We start from the raw sequence: 20998 nt of genomic DNA, 5'->3' as shown, positions 1-20998 counted from the left end.
AATTCTTAATTTTATCGTGTAATCCAAATCAACTCAAAATGAAGTTTGTTAAGTTTTTTTTATTGTCGTTTTTTGTCTTATCATTTTTTTCTTTTAAGCAAGATTCAAAATCTTTTAAGCCCGGAGAAGTGTGGCCCGATGATAATGGTGTTCATATAAATGCACATGGCGGAGGAGTCCTTTTTTTTGAAGGGAAATATTACTGGTTTGGCGAGCATAAAGTTGAAGGGAGGCGCGGAAACCAGGCAAGAGTTGGTGTGCACTGCTATTCTTCAGAAGATTTATACAACTGGAAAGATGAAGGGATTGCATTAAATGTCAGCGATGATCCTGACAGTCCGATTACTGTCGGCTGTGTAATTGAGCGCCCCAAAGTAATTTTTAATAAAAACACGGAAAAATTTGTACTTTGGTTTCATCTTGAGCTAAAAGGGCAGGGCTATAGTGCCGCTCAAACCGGAGTTGCTGTTGCCGATACGCCAGCCGGACCCTATACTTTTTTAAAAGCCTTGAATCCAAATGCCGGTAAATGGCCTGCAGGTTACAGCGACGAATTAAAAAAGAAAGCTTTTCCAAACAATTTGGAAGGCTGGACCGACGAGTGGTTAAAAGCCGTGAAAGAAGGCATGTTTGTTCACCGCGATTTTGAAAAAGGCCAAATGGCGAGGGATATGACACTTTATATTGATGAGGACGGAACGGCATACCATATTCACGCATCCGAGGAAAATCTGACTTTGCATATTGCTGAACTGACCGAAGATTATACCGATTTTACAGGCAAGTACATCAGGGTTTTGCCAACCGGTCATAATGAGGCTCCTTCAATTTTTAGACGCAATGGGAAATATTATATGATTACCTCTGGTTGTACCGGCTGGGATCCGAATGCTGCCCGATTACTGGTTTCCGACTCTGTAATGGGAGAGTGGGAGTATGTTGAGAATCCTTGTATTGGAGAGGACAAAGATTTAACATTTCATTCTCAAAGTACATTTATTTTGCCGGTTCAGGGGAAAAAAGATGCCTTCATTTTTATGGCCGACAGATGGAGACCTCAAAACGCAATTGATGGTCGCTACATATGGTTACCTGTTCAATTTAAAAAGGACGGTACTCCTTTTTTGGAATGGAAAGATGAATGGGATTTAAGTTTTTTTGACTAAGCGATTTTTGGGAAACACCGTTTTAAAAATATTAGGTTGTTTTATTTGTCGCAGCATTTTTATAACTTGATATTTCATGTGGAAATAGTTATGTTATGAATAAAAATTTTGCTGCCGTTTTTGTTGCCTTGGTTGTTTTGATATCGTGTAATTCCCGTTCCTCCCAAAAGGAAAATATCACCCCTGATGTATATTCAAATTATTTGCAGAAGGGAAATGATATTTCCAATCTGGCACAAGGTGTTTTGCTTGCGAATGTTGGAAAAGCAATTCAGCAGGGAGGAGCTGAACATGCTGTTGAATTTTGTAATCTGAAAGCTTCTGCAATAATCGACAGTTTGAATCGGGTCAATCATTGTGATATTTTCCGTGTTTCAGAAAAGAACCGAAATCCGGGAAATACACTTCAAAATGAAACGGATAGAAGTTTGTGGGCACATTATTCGACACAAGCTGCTGATAGGGTAAACGATACTCTGATTCAGAGTTCCGAAGGGTTTGTATTTTACAAACCTATCAGAATTGCACTACCCGCTTGTTTAAAATGTCACGGAACCGTTGGAGAAGAAATTGATCAATTAACAAATAAAAAACTTCATAATTTGTATCCGTCAGATTTGGCAACGGGTTACAAGTTAAATGATTTCCGCGGGATGTGGAAAATAGAGTTTGAAGCCAATTAGATCAAATTACCTGTTAAGGAATACAGTACCGGTCTTGACATCTCCATTGCCCAGTTCCAGTATATAAACATAAGTACCGGCCGGCAAGGTGCCTCCACCCAAAGTTAATTTAGCTTCAGAAGTACCCCACCACCATGCGGTTTCGTCGGAACCCCAGTATTCCAGATTACCGTAATGTTCTTTTTCAAACAGTTTGTTTCCTGAGCGGTTAAATATCATTAACTTGGCTTCGGGATAACGCTGGATACAGAATATTTGGAAGAAATCGTGAACACCATCGCCATTTGGTGAGAATGCATCGGGGATGAATAAAGAACAATCTGTTTCCACATCCAGGTAGTCCGGATGTCCGTCCAGATCCATATCGTCGTTACTAAAGTCTCCATCTCCATTCCAGTCCTCATCGTATGTCAGGAATTCGTCTTCATCGTCGTTGGTATCTCTCCAATCGCGTTTCCCGTCACCGTCAAAATCCTGGAGAGGAGCGTTACTTCCTGTTTCGTTGTACGGTGTTGAAGGAATGAGTTGATCATCGTAAATATCGTATGCGTCATCCAAGCCGTCTTGGTCTGAGTCGGTGTAGAATCTGGATTCGTCCGGTATCCCATCTGCATCAATATCGTGTCCTTCAATATAGTCAAAGACACCATCGTCATCCGTATCGATATCCAGATAATCCGGTTTTTCGTCCCCGTCTGTATTGACTGGGTTGAATTGAGTTCCTCCATTGTCCGGGTCATAAGCGTTATCCCATCCGTCGTTATCGCTATCAGAACCTGTTGGCGGAATGTAAGTCGTTTCACCCTGTCCTTCAATATTGTCAGGAATACCGTCGTTATCGGAATCAATGTCAAAGCTGTCGAAAATACCATCTCCGTCAGTATCAATAGTTTGATCTCCTTCTACAATATCCAGAATTCCATCGTTATCGTCGTCAATATCATCCCAGTCAGTGATTCCGTCGCAATCATTATCAGGAAGAATTTCAATATAAGCGGTAGCAGTGTCGCACAATGCCGGAATACCGATGTCACAAAGTATGTATGTGAAGCTGTCAATTCCCAGGAAGTTTTCATCGGGTTGATAAATGAATGTTCCGGCTGGATCCAGGATCAATGTTCCGTGGTTCACATCAACAACCGGAGTTGTGTCAACTACGAGAATATGTGAATCGGGGTCATAATCATTATTTGTAACATCTCCTTCCAGGGTATGACAAAGAAGCCTGAAGTTATCATCTTCGGCAACCGGTGCTTCGTTTGGTGCAAGTACATGAATAACTAATAATGCCTGCGCACACATCGGCATACATGGAATCCCATCGTCGCATATCGAATAAGCAACAACATCGGTACCTTTAAATCCCGGATTTGGAGTATAGGTAATATAACCAGTAACGGGATTAACCTCTGCAACACCATTTGCCGGGCTAAATAACGCCCTTACTGATGATGAGAGCACATTGGTTTTGGTATCGTAATCGTTGTTGGCAACGTTAACTACAACACTCGTATTTTGAACTGTATAAGCTGTGTCGTTTTCAGCGATTGGTGCAACGTTGCCAATTACTTCAACAGCTGCGGTACATGCTGACGTATTGTTGTTATAGTCGGCTACTGTAACTGTTACAAAGATATTTCCAATGTCGTCGCAGCTAAAGTCGAATTGATTCAGGCTCACACTGTCAATGCCACATTCATCAAAAGCATCTAAAATAATTTCGTCAGCTTCTAAAGAGTATGATGCTTCAAGGTCGAGTTGTACCGTAATGTCTTTGCAAATTACTCTTGGCGCTGTGGTATCTTTTACGGTAACTTTAGCTGTACATTCCGATATATTTGAATATTTGTCGACTACCGTTAAGGTAACAAAATTATCTCCGGTAGCCGAACAATCCAACGTTGAAGGTGAGACATAAATCGTGTCAAAACCACAATTATCAAATGATAGATTATTTATCATACTAACATTCAGGTTCGCATTTCCATTTTCATCCAGATAAACCATCGTATCTGTACAGGAAGCAACAGGAGGTATTGTATCTTCAATAATTATGCTTGCTGTACACTGAGATGTATTACTTGCCTCGTCGGTTACAAAAATATTAATTTGTTGGGCGGTTCCGAGTTGAGTACAGTCAAATTCAGTTCGGTTGGTGTTTAAGTTAAGTGAGCCAAAAGGAGTACAATTATCTGAAGAGCCACTGGCAATTTCTGTAAGCTCAATATCAGTAATAACTGCTTCTCCGTTTTCATCAAGATAAACTGAGATTTCGTTGCAGACAGCAACCGGAGGAATTATATCGGTTAATCGTATTGATTGTGAGCAGAATGAGATATTTCCACAGTTGTCCTGAACAGCGTACCACCTCAGAAATTCATTTCCTTGATTGCTTTGAACACTTTCAGCATATAACATTCTGAACGATGAGGAATCAATTGAACAATTATCACTGACGGAGCCACCGGCGTTTATAAACTCCGTGACAGTTTGATATTCAGGCGGAGCATCTGAAACGCACTCGGCGGTTACTCCCGGAGGACAACTAATTTCGGGAGGAACATCGTCTGTAACCCTAATAATGTGTTCACATGTTGAAACATTGTCACATTGATCGCTTATTTGATAGGTTCTGATAATATCCCTCGGACATATTGTATCGGAATAGCTTTCTTCAACAAATTCAAAACTCAGAACATCGAGATCTTCATTGTCATAGGCAATGCCTCCGGCTGCTACAAAATCTTCAAAAGTCTGGAAAATAGGCGGTGCATCTTCTGGACAGGCAACAGTTGTATTTGGCGGGCATTTCAATACTGGTGGAATAATATCGCCTATTCCCACTGTGTGAACACAACTTGCTGTATTACCACAGAAGTCGGATATTTCGTATGTGAAAATATAAATTTCAGCACAAATGGTTTGAGCTGTCTCCATTGAAACCAGCCGGAAAGAACCCGCGTCAATAGCACAGTTATCTGATGCTTCACCACCGGCGTTGGAAAATTCATTGTAGTTGTCGAATGCTTCGGGTGGAGGTGAATTCGCCTCGAAACCAGTATCCGGAGGACATGTTAATATTGGCGGCTCTGTATCGGTCACAAAAACTTTATGTGTAAACGAAACATAATTGCCACAGTAATCATAAATTCGATAGGTATTTGTGTAAGTTTTCGGACAAACTAATTCGCCGGAATCTTCCTGTTTGACGAGGATAAAACTACTTGTGTCTATTCCACAATTATCTTCAACAATGCCGCCATAGTTAACAAAATCGGCATAGGAGTTTAAGGAACTGCGTGCACAAATTGTGGTCGTATCATTTGGTTGTTGTATAACCACAGGAGGAATTTGGTCTTCAATTGTGATTTTATGAATATAGTCGGTATAGTTGCCACAATCATCAGTAAACCTATATATTCGATTTATTGTTTTAGGACAGTTTTCATTAGGATTTACATCACCTATATACTCCATTTTAAAGCTTCCGCAGTTGTCTATTACGAGTCCGCCTGCCTGATAAAATTCATTGTAACTGTTAAGCGGCTCAGGAACTTCACAATTTTCGGTAACGGCAGGTATTCCTTTAACAATATTTGGAGGAGTATTGTCTACCACATAAATATATTCATTCAAACGCGTTACATTCCCGCAAAGATCTTCAATTTGGTACGTTCTGACAATTGTTTCAGGACATTTTTTCCCGTCGCTCGATTCATTAATCAGTTTTAAACTTGAAGTATTTAAACCGCATTCGTCATTAGCGTCCCCATTGTTCGCCCTTAGCATACTTAAGTTTGTATATTCAGGAGGAATATCGTTACAATTTACCGTTTTGGAATATATAAAAAGATTAGGCGGGGTAATATCGTTTATTATAATAAGTTGTTGACATGTAACTTTTTCTCCGTTGGTATTTTCTATAGAATAGGTTCTTGTTATCGTTTCAGGGCATGTTTTCGCGTCTGTTTCTTCTCCTTCAAATTTGAACGTGGACTCGTCTATCGGATAAGGGGAGCTGATGGCAATTCCCCCGGCAGCTACATAGTCCTCATACCTATCGTAATGTGCCGGGATGGCCTCTAATCCGCAGCTTATTACCAATGTCGACGGACAAATTAATTGCAAATCAGAGGTTTTATAAACGATCAGTTGCTGGGAACATGAACCGATATTACCACATGAGTCTTCTATTAAATATGTTCTTGTTATAATTTGAGGATCGGTGCTTACGTAGCTTTCATAACTCAGGTGGAATGTCGCTTTTACTATGCCACAATCGTCTGTAGCATATCCTCCTGCATTCACAAATTCAGTATAATTTACATAAGGAGCATAACTTTCACCCGGGAATATCGTCTCGTTTGGCGGACATTCCAGGTTCGGTGTAATTTGGTCATCAACAACAATATATTGAGAACAGATTAATAAGTTGCCACAAGAGTCTTGTACTGCATAATTTCTGGTAATTGTTGTTGGGCAGGACTCTGAACTGCTTATTTGGCCGATCAGACTAAAAGTGCTGGTGTTAATTCCACAGGCACTATATACCAGGCCACCCGCATCAGTAAAATCGGAGTAGTTTGCAAATGGAGGTGGAACATCTCCAAAACATGATACTGCAACTTCATCAGGGCAACTTGTTGTTATTTGGGCATCACCTTCAATAATTATTAGTTGTTCGCAAGTTGCACTACCACCACACGAATCAGAAATTTCATACGTGCGGGTAATGGTTTCGGGGAACTCATTTCCATCTGAGACATCGCTTATCCAATTAAATGATTCTTCTACTATTCCGCAATTGTCAGAAGCCGAGCCTCCGGCAGTTACAAATGCATCGTAGTCGGTGATTATTGCCGGAACACTTCCGCCAACTTCAATGGTAGTATCGGGTAAACAAGTTAGTGTTGGTGCTTTATTGTCGTAAACAACAAATACCGTTGAACAAGTAATCGGATTGCCGCAAGAATCCTGAACTTCGTATGTACGGATAATCTTTTCAGGACATTTATTATCGTCTGATACTTCGCTTAATACGGTAAATGTTTCTTCGATAATTCCACAGTCACTGGAAGCCGAACCTCCGGAGTTGATGAAACTGCTAAAGTTGCTGTACGGTTTGGGAATATCGTCAATACAGTCTACCAGTATTTCTGTTTCTCCCGGGCAATCAAAATTGAGGTTCAGATCATTTTGAATAATGATAGCCTGTTCGCATACTGAAGTATTACCACACGAGTCAGCGATTTCGTATATACGCGTGAGTGTATCCGCTGCAATATTGGTTGTAATAAGCTCAACAAGTAAGTGGAAAGAACCGGCATCGAATCCGCAATTGTCGGAAGCTAAACCTCCTTCGCTAACAAATTCTGCATAACTTGAATATTTAGCTGGAGTTGTTTCTCCAACTTCTACTGTAAATCCCGGAGGACAGTTAATTTCCGGAGGAATGGTATCGTTTATGGTAATACTCTGAATACAAACCACGGAGTTTCCACAGGTATCACTTATTTGATAATAGCGGTCAATTATTTCCGGGCATTTCTTTCCATCTGAAATTTGACCTACTAATGCGAAGCTGGAAGAATCAATACCACATTTGCTTGTTACAGATCCTCCTTCTGCAATGAATTCATCAAGTGTTTGATACGGGATAGGCGCCTCACCGTAGCAAGCGCTTGTTACGTTACCCGGACAAGTTATTTCAGTACCTGGATCTGTTTCGATAATGATGACTTGTTCGCAGGTAGCTGTATTTCCGCATTCGTCTGAGAACTCATAAGTAACGATTAATGTGTCAACCAGATTGCCGGTAATTCTGTTTTCAAATTGAACCGCGATGGATATTTGAGCGGTATTTCCACAATCATCGGTTACGTTCCCGCCTGCTGCAATAAATTCCTGAATAGTTGCGTATGGATTTGGAATTTCCTCTCCTATAGGAACAAGCAATTCGGGAGGACATTCTATTAGTGGTGTTGTCGTATCAATTACTGTAATAGTCTGTGTTGCGGTATATGAATTACCACAATCGTCTTCTGCTTTCCATGTTCTTATCAACTGAAGGCGATTGTAACAGACTGAATCGGATATTGTTTCTTTAAAAGTAACCGGAACGACGCCACAATCATCGTATGCCGTTAGTACGGGTGCAACCGGAACTTCATCTATACAAGAAAGTGTAGTATCTGTAGGAACTGTAAAGAATACTGGAGGCACGGTGTCTTTTACCGTTACTACTTGTGTGAACGTGGTAGTATTTCCACAGTCGTCTGTTGCAGTCCACGTTCTTGTAACCTCAAGCAAGTTGACACATGTAGAATCAGATATTGTTTCATTATAATCCACCGGAATGTATCCGCAATCATCTGTTGCTGTAATTGCTGAGGCTGGTGGTATATTGTCGGTACACGTTAATGTTGTATCATGGTATATAAATGAGAATACTGGCTTGGAAGTATCAATAACATTGATTACCTGAGTTTCTTCAAGAACATTTCCGCAGAGGTCTTCAGCATGCCATGTACGTGTAATGGTAAGTGTATTTTCACAAATTGAATCGGAAACGGTTTCTGTAAACTCAACTTCGAGTTCCGAACAATTATCAGTAACCACCAGAGTCGCAGCAGCCGGTACCAAATCCAGGCAGGAGACGGTAGTATCATTGGGAGCAGACGACAATGTAGGCGGCACAGTATCTTTTACAGTAACGACCTGGGTTGCCGATGCTGTGTTTCCACAGTCATCGGCGGCGGTCCAGGTCCGGGTGATGATAAGCAGGTTTTCACATGTAGAATCTGACACCGTTTCGGTGAAATCTACCGGGATATACCCACACTCGTCAGTAGCAGTAATAGATGGAGCCGGCGGGACTACATCCAGACATGTTACAGTAGTATCTTTCGAAGTCATATTAAATACTGGCTTGGAAGTATCAATAACATTGATTACCTGAGTTTCTTCAAGAACATTTCCGCAGAGGTCTTCAGCATGCCATGTACGTGTAATGGTAAGTGTATTTTCACAAATTGAATCGGAAACGGTTTCTGTAAACTCAACTTCGAGTTCCGAACAATTATCAGTAACCACCAGAGTCGCAGCAGCCGGTACCAAATCCAGGCAGGAGACGGTAGTATCATTGGGAGCAGACGACAATGTAGGCGGCACAGTATCTTTTACAGTAACGACCTGGGTTGCCGATGCTGTGTTTCCACAGTCATCGGCGGCGGTCCAGGTCCGGGTGATGGTAAGTAGGTTTTCACAAGTAGAGTCAGATACCGTTTCGGTAAACTCTACCGGGATATCCCCACAATCGTCAGTAGCAGTAATGGATGAAGCCGGCGGGACTACATCCACACATGTTACTGTAGTATCTTTCGGAGTGATGTTAAATACCGGAGCCGTTGTATCAACAACATTAATAACCTGAGTTTCTTCAAGAACATTTCCGCAGAGGTCTTCTGCATGCCATGTGCGTGTAATAGTGAGCGTATTTTCGCAAATTGAGTCAGAAACGGTTTCAGTAAATACAACATCCAAATCCGAACAATTATCAGTAACCACCAGAGTCGCAGCAGCCGGTACCAAATCCAGGCAGGAGACGGTAGTATCATTGGGAGCAGACGACAATGTAGGCGGCACAGTATCTTTTACAGTAACGACCTGGGTTGCCGATGCTGTGTTTCCACAGTCATCGGCGGCGGTCCAGGTCCGGGTGATGGTAAGTAGGTTTTCACAAGTAGAGTCAGATACCGTTTCGGTAAACTCTACCGGGATATCCCCACAATCGTCAGTAGCAGTAATGGATGAAGCCGGCGGGACTACATCCACACATGTTACTGTAGTATCTTTCGGAGTGATGTTAAATACCGGAGCCGTTGTATCAACAACATTAATAACCTGAGTTTCTTCAAGAACATTTCCGCAGAGGTCTTCTGCATGCCATGTGCGTGTAATAGTAAGCGTGTTTTCACAAATGGAATCAGAAACAGTTTCGGTAAATTCGACATCCAAATCCGAACAGTTATCAGTAATCACGAGAGTAGCGGCAGCCGGCACCAAATCCAGACAGGAGACGGTCGTATCGTTCGGCGCTGCAGAGAGCGTCGGCGGAATAGTATCGATAACAGTAATGACCTGTCGTGCGGAATCAATATTGCCGCATTCGTCTTCGGCAGTCCATGTACGGATAATGGTCATCAGGTTAACGCATGCTGAATCGGAGATGATTTCAGTAAAGATGACCGGCACGTCTCCGCACTCATCGCTTGCGGTAATCACCGGCGCCGCTGGTACGAGGTCTTTACAATCAACAACGGTATCGGTTGGATATTGCGAAAGTACCGGTGCAGCGGTATCAATCACAGTAATAGTTTGCGCTTCCTGCAGGATGTTTCCACACTCATCTTCGGCGGTCCATGTTCGGACAATAGTAAGCGTGTTTTCACAAATGGAATCAGAAACAGTTTCGGTAAATACGACATCCAAATCCGAACAGTTATCAGTAACCACGAGAGTCGCAGCAGCCGGTACCAAATCCAGGCAGGAGACGGTAGTATCATTGGGAGCAGACGACAATGTAGGCGGCACAGTATCTTTTACAGTAACGACCTGGGTTGCCGATGCTGTGTTTCCACAGTCATCGGCGGCGGTCCAGGTCCGGGTGATGGTAAGTAGGTTTTCACAAGTAGAGTCAGATACCGTTTCGGTAAACTCTACCGGGATATCCCCACAATCGTCAGTAGCAGTAATGGATGAAGCCGGCGGGACTACATCCACACATGTTACAGTAGTATCTTTCGGAGTGATGTTAAATACCGGAGCCGTTGTATCAACAACATTAATAACCTGAGTTTCTTCAAGAACATTTCCGCAGAGGTCTTCTGCATGCCATGTGCGTGTAATAGTGAGCGTATTTTCACAAATTGAGTCAGAAACGGTTTCAGTAAATACAACATCCAAATCCGAACAATTATCAGTAACCACCAGAGTCGCAGCAGCCGGTACCAAATCCAGGCAGGAGACGGTAGTATCATTGGGAGCAGACGACAATGTAGGCGGCACAGTATCTTTTACAGTAACGACCTGGGTTGCCGATGCTGTGTTTCCACAGTCATCGGCGGCGGTCCAGGTCCGGGTGATGGTAAGTAGGTTTTCACAAGTAGAGTCAGATACCGTTTCGGTAAACTCTACCGGGATATCCCCACAATCGTCAGTAGCAGTAATGGATGAAGCCGGCGGGACTACATCCACACATGTTACTGTAGTATCTTTCGGAGTGATGTTAAATACCGGAGCCGTTGTATCAACAACATTAATAACCTGAGTTTCTTCAAGAACATTTCCGCAGAGGTCTTCTGCATGCCATGTGCGTGTAATAGTAAGCGTGTTTTCACAAATGGAATCAGAAACAGTTTCGGTAAATTCGACATCCAAATCCGAACAGTTATCAGTAACCACGAGAGTAGCGGCAGCCGGCACCAAATCCAGACAGGAGACGGTCGTATCGTTCGGCGCTGCAGAGAGCGTCGGCGGAATAGTATCGATAACAGTAATGACCTGTCGTGCGGAATCAATATTGCCGCATTCGTCTTCGGCAGTCCATGTACGGATAATGGTCATCAGGTTAACGCATGCTGAATCGGAGATGATTTCAGTAAAGATGACCGGCACGTCTCCGCACTCATCGCTTGCGGTAATCACCGGCGCCGCTGGTACGAGGTCTTTACAATCAACAACGGTATCGGTTGGATATTGCGAAAGTACCGGTGCAGCGGTATCAATCACAGTAATAGTTTGCGCTTCCTGCAGGATGTTTCCACACTCATCTTCGGCGGTCCATGTTCGGACAATAGTAAGCGTGTTTTCACAAATGGAATCAGAAACAGTTTCGGTAAATACGACATCCAAATCCGAACAGTTATCAGTAACCACGAGAGTAGCGGCAGCCGGCACCAAATCCAGACAGGACACCGTGGTATCGTTCGGCGCTGCAGAGAGCGTCGGCGGAATAGTATCGATAACAGTAATGACCTGTCGTGCGGAATCAATATTGCCGCATTCGTCTTCGGCAGTCCATGTACGGATAATGGTCATCAGGTTAACGCATGCTGAATCGGAGATGATTTCAGTAAAGATGACCGGCACGTCTCCGCACTCATCGCTTGCGGTAATCACCGGCGCCGCTGGTACGAGGTCTTTACAATCAACAACGGTATCGGTTGGATATTGCGAAAGTACCGGTGCAGCGGTATCAATCACAGTAATAGTTTGCGCTTCCTGCAGGATGTTTCCACACTCATCTTCGGCGGTCCATGTTCGGACAATAGTAAGCGTGTTTTCACAAATGGAATCAGAAACAGTTTCGGTAAATACGACATCCAAATCCGAACAGTTATCAGTAACCACGAGAGTCGCAGCAGCCGGTACCAAATCCAGGCAGGAGACGGTAGTATCATTGGGAGCAGACGACAATGTAGGCGGCACAGTATCTTTTACAGTAACGACCTGGGTTGCCGATGCTGTGTTTCCACAGTCATCGGCGGCGGTCCAGGTCCGGGTGATGGTAAGTAGGTTTTCACAAGTAGAGTCAGATACCGTTTCGGTAAACTCTACCGGGATATCCCCACAATCGTCAGTAGCAGTAATGGATGAAGCCGGCGGGACTACATCCACACATGTTACTGTAGTATCTTTCGGAGTGATGTTAAATACCGGAGCCGTTGTATCAACAACATTAATAACCTGAGTTTCTTCAAGAACATTTCCGCAGAGGTCTTCTGCATGCCATGTGCGTGTAATAGTGAGCGTATTTTCGCAAATTGAGTCAGAAACGGTTTCAGTAAATACAACATCCAAATCCGAACAATTATCAGTAACCACCAGAGTCGCAGCAGCCGGTACCAAATCCAGGCAGGAGACGGTAGTATCATTGGGAGCAGACGACAATGTAGGCGGCACAGTATCTTTTACAGTAACGACCTGGGTTGCCGATGCTGTGTTTCCACAGTCATCGGCGGCGGTCCAGGTCCGGGTGATGGTAAGTAGGTTTTCACAAGTAGAGTCAGATACCGTTTCGGTAAACTCTACCGGGATATCCCCACAATCGTCAGTAGCAGTAATGGATGAAGCCGGCGGGACTACATCCACACATGTTACTGTAGTATCTTTCGGAGTGATGTTAAATACCGGAGCCGTTGTATCAACAACATTAATAACCTGAGTTTCTTCAAGAACATTTCCGCAGAGGTCTTCTGCATGCCATGTGCGTGTAATAGTAAGCGTGTTTTCACAAATGGAATCAGAAACAGTTTCGGTAAATTCGACATCCAAATCCGAACAGTTATCAGTAACCACGAGAGTAGCGGCAGCCGGCACCAAATCCAGACAGGAGACGGTCGTATCGTTCGGCGCTGCAGAGAGCGTCGGCGGAATAGTATCGATAACAGTAATGACCTGTCGTGCGGAATCAATATTGCCGCATTCGTCTTCGGCAGTCCATGTACGGATAATGGTCATCAGGTTAACGCATGCTGAATCGGAGATGATTTCAGTAAAGATGACCGGCACGTCTCCGCACTCATCGCTTGCGGTAATCACCGGCGCCGCTGGTACGAGGTCTTTACAATCAACAACGGTATCGGTTGGATATTGCGAAAGTACCGGTGCAGCGGTATCAATCACAGTAATAGTTTGCGCTTCCTGCAGGATGTTTCCACACTCATCTTCGGCGGTCCATGTTCGGACAATAGTAAGCGTGTTTTCACAAATGGAATCAGAAACAGTTTCGGTAAATACGACATCCAAATCCGAACAGTTATCAGTAACCACGAGAGTAGCGGCAGCCGGCACCAAATCCAGACAGGACACCGTGGTATCGTTCGGCGCAGCAGACATAGTTGGTGGAATGGTATCGATAACAGTAATGACCTGTCGTGCGGAATCAATATTGCCGCATTCGTCTTCGGCAGTCCATGTACGGATAATGGTCATCAGGTTAACGCATGCTGAATCGGAGATGATTTCAGTAAAGATGACCGGCACGTCTCCGCACTCATCGCTTGCGGTAATCACCGGTGCCGCCGGGACGAGGTCTTTACAATCAACAACAGTATCCGTCGGATATTGCGAAAGTACCGGTGCAGCGGTATCAATAACAGTAATAGTTTGCGCTTCCTGCAGGATGTTTCCACACTCATCTTCCGCGGTCCATGTTCGGACAATAGTAAGTGTGTTTTCACAAATGGAATCGGAAACAGTCTCGGTAAATACGACATCCAAATCGGAGCAGTTATCAGTCACCACGAGAGTAGCGGCAGCCGGCACCAAATCCAGACAGGAGACGGTCGTATCATTCGGCGCAGCAGAGAGCGTCGGCGGAATAGTATCGATAACAGTAATTACCTGTCGTGCTGAATCAATGTTCCCGCATTCGTCTTCCGCAGTCCATGTACGGATAATAGTCATGAGGTTGACGCATGCTGAATCGGAGATGATTTCAGTAAAGATGACCGGCACGTCTCCGCATTCATCGCTGGCGGTAATCACCGGCGCTGCCGGGACGAGTTCTTTACAATCAACAATGGTATCGGTTGGATATTGTGAAAGCACCGGTGCAGCGGTATCAATAACCGTAATGGTTTGCGCTTCCTGGAGGATGTTTCCACACTCATCTTCCGCAGTCCATGTTCGGACAATAGTAAGTGTGTTTTCACAAATGGAATCGGAAACAGTCTCGGTAAATACGACATCCAAATCGGAGCAGTTATCAGTCACCACGAGAGTAGCGGCAGCCGGCACCAAATCCAGACAGGAGACGGTCGTATCGTTCGGCGCTGCAGAGAGCGTCGGCGGAATAGTATCGATAACAGTAATGACCTGTCGGGCAGAATCAATATTCCCGCATTCATCTTCGGCAGTCCATGTACGGATAATGGTCATCAGGTTAACGCATGCTGAATCGGAAATAATCTCAGTAAATACAACGGGCACGTCTCCGCACTGGTCAGCAGCCGTAATCACCGGCGCTGCCGGTACAAGTTCTTTGCAATCAACAATCGTATCTGTCGGATATTGTGAAAGTACGGGAGCAGCGGTATCAATAACATTAATGGTTTGCGATTCCTGGAGGATGTTTCCACACTCATCTTCCGCGGTCCATGTTCGGACAATAGTAAGTGTGTTTTCACAAATGGAATCGGAAACAGTCTCGGTAAATACGACATCCAAATCGGAGCAGTTATCAGTCACCACGAGAGTAGCGGCAGCCGGCACCAAATCCAGACAGGAGACGGTCGTATCATTCGGCGCAGCAGAGAGCGTCGGCGGAATGGTATCGATAACAGTAATTACCTGTCGTGCTGAATCAATGTTCCCGCATTCGTCTTCCGCAGTCCATGTACGGATAATCGTCATGAGGTTAACGCATGCTGAATCGGAGATGATTTCAGTAAAGATGACCGGCACGTCTCCGCATTCATCGCTGGCGGTAATCACCGGTGCCGCCGGGACGAGGTCTTTACAATCAACAACAGTATCCGTCGGATATTGCGAAAGTACCGGTGCAGCGGTATCAATAACAGTAATAGTTTGCGCTTCCTGCAGGATGTTTCCACACTCATCTTCCGCGGTCCATGTTCGGACAATAGTAAGTGTGTTTTCACAAATGGAATCGGAAACAGTCTCGGTAAATACGACATCCAAATCGGAGCAGTTATCAGTCACCACGAGAGTAGCGGCAGCCGGCACCAAATCCAGACAGGAGACGGTCGTATCATTCGGCGCAGCAGAGAGCGTCGGCGGAATAGTATCGATAACAGTAATTACCTGTCGTGCTGAATCAATGTTCCCGCATTCGTCTTCCGCAGTCCATGTACGGATAATGGTCATCAGGTTAACGCATGCTGAATCGGAGATGATTTCAGTAAATACAACGGGCACCTCTCCGCACTGGTCCGCAGCCGTAATAACGGGAGCCGCCGGGACGAGGTCTTTACAATCAACAACAGTATCCGTCGGATATTGCGAAAGTACCGGTGCAGCGGTATCAATAACATTAATGGTTTGCGCTTCCTGCAGGATATTACCACACTCATCTTCCGCGGTCCATGTGCGGGTAATGGTGAGTGTGTTTTCACATGTAGAGTCAGAAACAGTTTCTTTAAATACCACAGGCACCGTACCACAGTTGTCGGTAACGACAAGGGTGGCAGCGGGCGGAGCCATGTCAAGACAGGAAACGGTTGTATCGTTTGGCGCAGCAGAAAGTGTAGGCGGAATGGTATCGATAACGTTGATGGTCTGTGAAGCAGAAACAGCGTTTCCGCATTCATCTTCAGCCGTCCATGTACGGATAATTGTCATCAGGTTGACACAGGCTGAATCGGATATGATTTCCGTAAATACCACAGGCACAGTACCACACTCATCAAAGGCAGTAATCACCGGGGCAGCGGGCACAAGGTCTTTACAATCCACGGTGGTATCTGTGGGGTACTGCGAAAGCACCGGGGCAACCGTATCGATAACAGTAATTACCTGTGTTTCTTCCAGGATGTTACCGCATTCATCTTCAGCGGTCCATGTGCGTGTAATGGTGAGCGAGTTTTCACATGTAGAGTCAGAAACAGTTTCTTTAAATACCACAGGCACCGTACCACAGTTGTCGGTAACGACAAGGGTGGCAGCGGGCGGAGCCATGTCAAGACAGGAAACGGTTGTATCGTTTGGTGCAGCAGAAAGTGTTGGCGGAATGGTATCGATAACGTTGATGGTCTGTGAAGCAGAAACAGCGTTTCCGCATTCATCTTCAGCCGTCCATGTACGGATAATTGTCATCAGGTTGACACAGGCAGAATCGGATATGATTTCCGTAAATACCACAGGCACAGTACCACACTCATCAAAGGCAGTAATCACCGGGGCAGCGGGCACAAGGTCTTTACAATCCACGGTGGTATCTGTGGGGTACTGCGAAAGCACCGGGGCAACCGTATCGATAACAGTAATCACCTGTGTTTCTTCCAGGATGTTACCGCATTCATCTTCAGCGGTCCATGTGCGTGTAATGGTGAGCGTGTTTTCACATGTGGAGTCAGAAACAGTTTCTTTAAATACCACAGGCACCGTACCACAGTTGTCGGTAACGACAAGTGTGGCAGCGGGCGGAGCCATGTCAAGACAGGAAACGGTTGTATCGTTTGGCGCAGCAGAAAGTGTTGGCGGAATGGTATCGATAACGTTGATTACTTGATCAACCTCAATTGTATTTCCGCAAACATCTGTAATTGTCCATACACGTGTAATGGTTAACTGATTTCCGCAAATTGAATCTGATACTGTTTCAATGAGTTCAACTGTTACATCACCGCAATAATCTGATGCAGATATCACTGGTGGTGCCGGAACTAAATCGATACAATCAACAATAGTATCCTGTGGTTCGTTGTTAATAAATGGCGGTATTGTATCATTAACGGTAATTTTCTGCGAAATCGATGTTGAATTTCCGCAAGCATCAGTACCTGTCCAAACCCTTGTAATGATTAACTGGCTTTCACAAATTGAATCAGAAACGGTTTCCGTAAATTCGATGGCTACATCGCTACAATTATCGGTGGCTGTTATTGCAGGCACGACCGGAACTTCTCCAATACATTCAACCAAAGTATCTTTTGGTGCCAACGAAAGTACCGGCGCTATTGTGTCGTTCACATATATGAAATGAGCACAGACGGCACTATAACCACAAGAATCTATAACTTCATAGGTTCTTTCAACAATAGTCGGGCATGTACCTGTAAACGTTTCACCGATATAGTTAAATTCTTCAACTCCCGCATTATCAGAAATAATTCCTCCGGCAGCAATAAATTCTTCGCGTGTTTGATATGCAGGTGGAATATCGGTTTCACAAAGCACAGTGGTATCAGGCGGACAGGTAATTGCCGGGGCAATGGTATCACCCTGGAATATTTTGTGGGTACATTGTACAAGATTTCCACAGGTATCAATTACCTGGTAAACCCGTTCAATAACCCTTGGACAGCGTCCGCTTATATCCTGACTGATAAAATCGAAGCTCTCAATTCCACAATCATCGTAAGCAATTCCACCTGCGGCAATAAATTCTTCCAACGTTTCGAAACGATCAGGTACATCATTCATCTTCTGAACAGTCGTATCCGGAGGACAAATAATAACCGGGTCGGTTAAATCATTGATCGTAATAAATTGAACACAATCATCAGTATTATCACAGGAATCTATTACTGTAAATGTTCTTACAATTGTTATCGGACAAATTCCGGAAGATGCATCAAAATAATTGATTTCTTTTATAGCGCAATTATCCCACGCATCTCCTCCAACTTCAACCAATTTTTCATAAGTTATAATTACTTTGTCTGTAGAATAAGGCAGAGATAACATTGTATCCGCTTCTTCAATTGAACATGCTTCATAACTTTCATCAGCAGGACATATTATTTCCGGAGGAATAGTGTCATTTAATGTAATTCTCTGAACACACTCAGCTGAGTTTCCGCAGTTATCAGTTGCAATCCAGGTGCGGTAAATGGTTTCCGGGCACCAGTTATTATCTGATGAATCTCTGAAGGTTATGGTTACCGGCATACATTCGTCTATTGCTGTTGCAACACCTGTTACCGAAGTGTCAAGCAATTCGAAACATTCAACATCAATATCTTCCGGACAGGTTATTTCAGGTGGAGTATTATCTCCGGTTTCAATAATTTGTGTACAGGTAACTTTATTATCACAGGCATCTGCGGCTTCCCATATTCTGTATATGGTAAATTCAAGAGGATTACTTCCCGGAACAATTGAGTCGGTGTAAGTAATTTGTGGGTTTGGATCACAATTATCAGTTCCGGTTGCCCAACCGGTGTATGATGGAGCAGTATCAGTTACAGTAAATATCGTTGTGTCCGGAGGACATGTGATTTCAGGAATAAATGTATCATCAATTGTAATTATTTGTTGACAAGTATCACTATTACCGCACTCATCGGTTACGATGAATGTTCTTGTTATTGTTATCGGGCATATTCCTGTAGAATCATCTAAATAAATAATTTCACCAATTGCGCAATTGTCGTTCGCGGCTCCTCCTGCGGCCTGCAATTCAGCTAAAGTAATTGTCGTTTCTGTTTCAGTATATGCAAGGGTTGTTTCAGTTTGAATTATCGACAAGTCACAAGCTTCATAATTTGCGTCAGGTGGGCATGTAATTGTCGGAGAAATAGAATCAACACTTACCGTAAACGTTGAAGTACATTCGACGGTATCACAATCGCTTTCCACGATGTAAGTGAATGAAAGTTGTCCACCGCAGGTCATATCGGTTAGAGGCGGAATCTCATCAATATTGTCGGTTGGATTGCAACCGCCTGAAGTTGTAAATCCTGCAACCCATATGTCATATTCATTCTGAATAGAGTTTTGGTCAGTACAGGAAGCGATGTTCGGGTCAACGGGGCAGTTGATTGTCAGCGGCGGCACCGGGTTTACGGTGTATGTAGCTGTTGTTGTCTGAGTATCGCATATGTCAGTAACAGTCCATGTAATGGTAATGGATCCACCGGCACAGAAGTCGATGTATGAATTATCCCAGTCATTGGATAGAGTTGGGCTACATCCTCCACCTTCGGCGACAGCTGCTGCCTGAGCGGCGAGCCACGCGTCGAAGTCAGCGTTGAGAGCGTTCTGAGCGGCGGTCAGGTTATCCGAAGTATCGTCGAAGTCACAGGCATCGACTGTTTTGTCAGCTGGCTGAGTCAATGTCAGCGGCGGCACCGGGTTTACGGTGTATGTAGCTGTTGTTGTCTGAGTATCGCATATGTCAGTAACAGTCCATGTAATGGTAATGGATCCACCGGCACAGAAGTCGATGTATGAATTATCCCAGTCATTGGATAGAGTTGGGCTACATCCTCCACCTTCGGCGACAGCTGCTGCCTGAGCGGCGAGCCACGCGTCGAAGTCAGCGTTGAGAGCGTTCTGAGCGGCGGTCAGGTTATCCGAAGTATCGTCGAAGTCACAGGCATCGACTGTTTTGTCAGCTGGCTGAGTCAATGTCAGCGGCGGCACCGGGTTTACGGTGTATGTAGCTGTTGTTGTCTGAGTATCGCATATGTCAGTAACAGTCCATGTAATGGTAATGGATCCACCGGCACAGAAGTCGATGTATGAATTATCCCAGTCATTGGATAGAGTTGGGCTACATCCTCCACCTTCGGCGACAGCTGCTGCCTGAGCGGCGAGCCACGCGTCGAAGTCAGCGTTGAGAGCGTTCTGAGCGGCGGTCAGGTTATCCGAAGTATCGTCGAAGTCACAGGCATCGACTGTTTTGTCAGCTGGCTGAGTCAATGTCAGCGGCGGCACCGGGTTTACGGTGTATGTAGCTGTTGTTGTCTGAGTATCGCATATGTCAGTAACAGTCCATGTAATGGTAATGGATCCACCGGCACAGAAGTCGATGTATGAATTATCCCAGTCATTGGATAGAGTTGGGCTACATCCTCCACCTTCGGCGACAGCTGCTGCCTGAGCGGCGAGCCACGCGTCGAAGTCAGCGTTGAGAGCGTTCTGAGCGGCGGTCAGGTTATCCGAAGTATCGTCGAAGTCACAGGCATCGACTGTTTTGTCAGCTGGCTGAGTCAATGTCAGCGGCGGCACCGGGTTTACGGTGTATGTAGCTGTTGTTGTCTGAGTATCGCATATGTCAGTAACAGTCCATGTAATGGTAATGGATCCACCGGCACAGAAGTCGATGTATGAATTATCCCAGTCATTGGATAGAGTTGGGCTACATCCTCCACCTTCGGCGACAGCTGCTGCCTGAGCGGCGAGCCACGCGTCGAAGTCAGCGTTGAGAGCGTTCTGAGCGGCGGTCAGGTTATCCGAAGTATCGTCGAAGTCACAGGCATCGACTGTTTTGTCAGCTGGCTGAGTCAATGTCAGCGGCGGCACCGGGTTTACGGTGTATGTAGCTGTTGTTGTCTGAGTATCGCATATGTCAGTAACAGTCCATGTAATGGTAATGGATCCACCGGCACAGAAGTCGATGTATGAATTATCCCAGTCATTGGATAGAGTTGGGCTACATCCTCCACCTTCGGCGACAGC

The 20998-nt window shown here is 44.7% G+C and carries 3 protein-coding genes (1 of these 3 cut by a window edge); 2 read left to right on the top strand and 1 reads right to left on the bottom strand.

What is annotated here, in order from left to right:
• The first annotated feature begins 38 nt into the window (after positions 1-38).
• Both GM418_RS08520 and GM418_RS08515 read left to right on the top strand, forming a co-directional pair.
• A complete protein-coding gene (locus tag GM418_RS08520) occupies positions 39-1166 on the top strand; it encodes a glycoside hydrolase family 43 protein (protein WP_158865082.1) in 1128 nt (375 codons plus the stop codon).
• 95 nt (positions 1167-1261) lie between these two features.
• Complete coding sequence (locus tag GM418_RS08515; RefSeq protein WP_158865080.1) at positions 1262-1849, top strand: c-type heme family protein; 588 nt, start codon at positions 1262-1264, stop codon at positions 1847-1849.
• 6 nt (positions 1850-1855) lie between these two features.
• Here the strand turns inward: GM418_RS08515 and GM418_RS08510 are convergent, their stop codons facing one another.
• A protein-coding gene (locus GM418_RS08510) for an HYR-like domain-containing protein (RefSeq protein WP_158865078.1) crosses the window boundary here: on the bottom strand, positions 1856-20998 show its 3' portion. 13956 nt of this gene lie beyond the right edge of the window; 19143 of the gene's 33099 nt are visible here — the last part of the coding sequence; its start codon lies off the right edge, out of view — the gene reads right to left on this strand; it ends in the stop codon at positions 1856-1858.

The organism is Maribellus comscasis (assembly GCF_009762775.1).
Taxonomy (GTDB): Bacteria; Bacteroidota; Bacteroidia; order Bacteroidales; family Prolixibacteraceae; genus Draconibacterium; species Draconibacterium comscasis.
This window is presented reverse-complemented; position numbering and strand designations above follow the sequence as displayed.

What these genes read in the sequence shown, in the direction of transcription:
- GM418_RS08515 (WP_158865080.1), top strand. Translation starts at nt 1,262, where the DNA reads ATGAATAAAAATTTTGCTGCCGTTTTTGTTGCCTTGGTTGTTTTGATA.
- GM418_RS08520 (WP_158865082.1), top strand. Translation starts at nt 39, where the DNA reads ATGAAGTTTGTTAAGTTTTTTTTATTGTCGTTTTTTGTCTTATCATTT.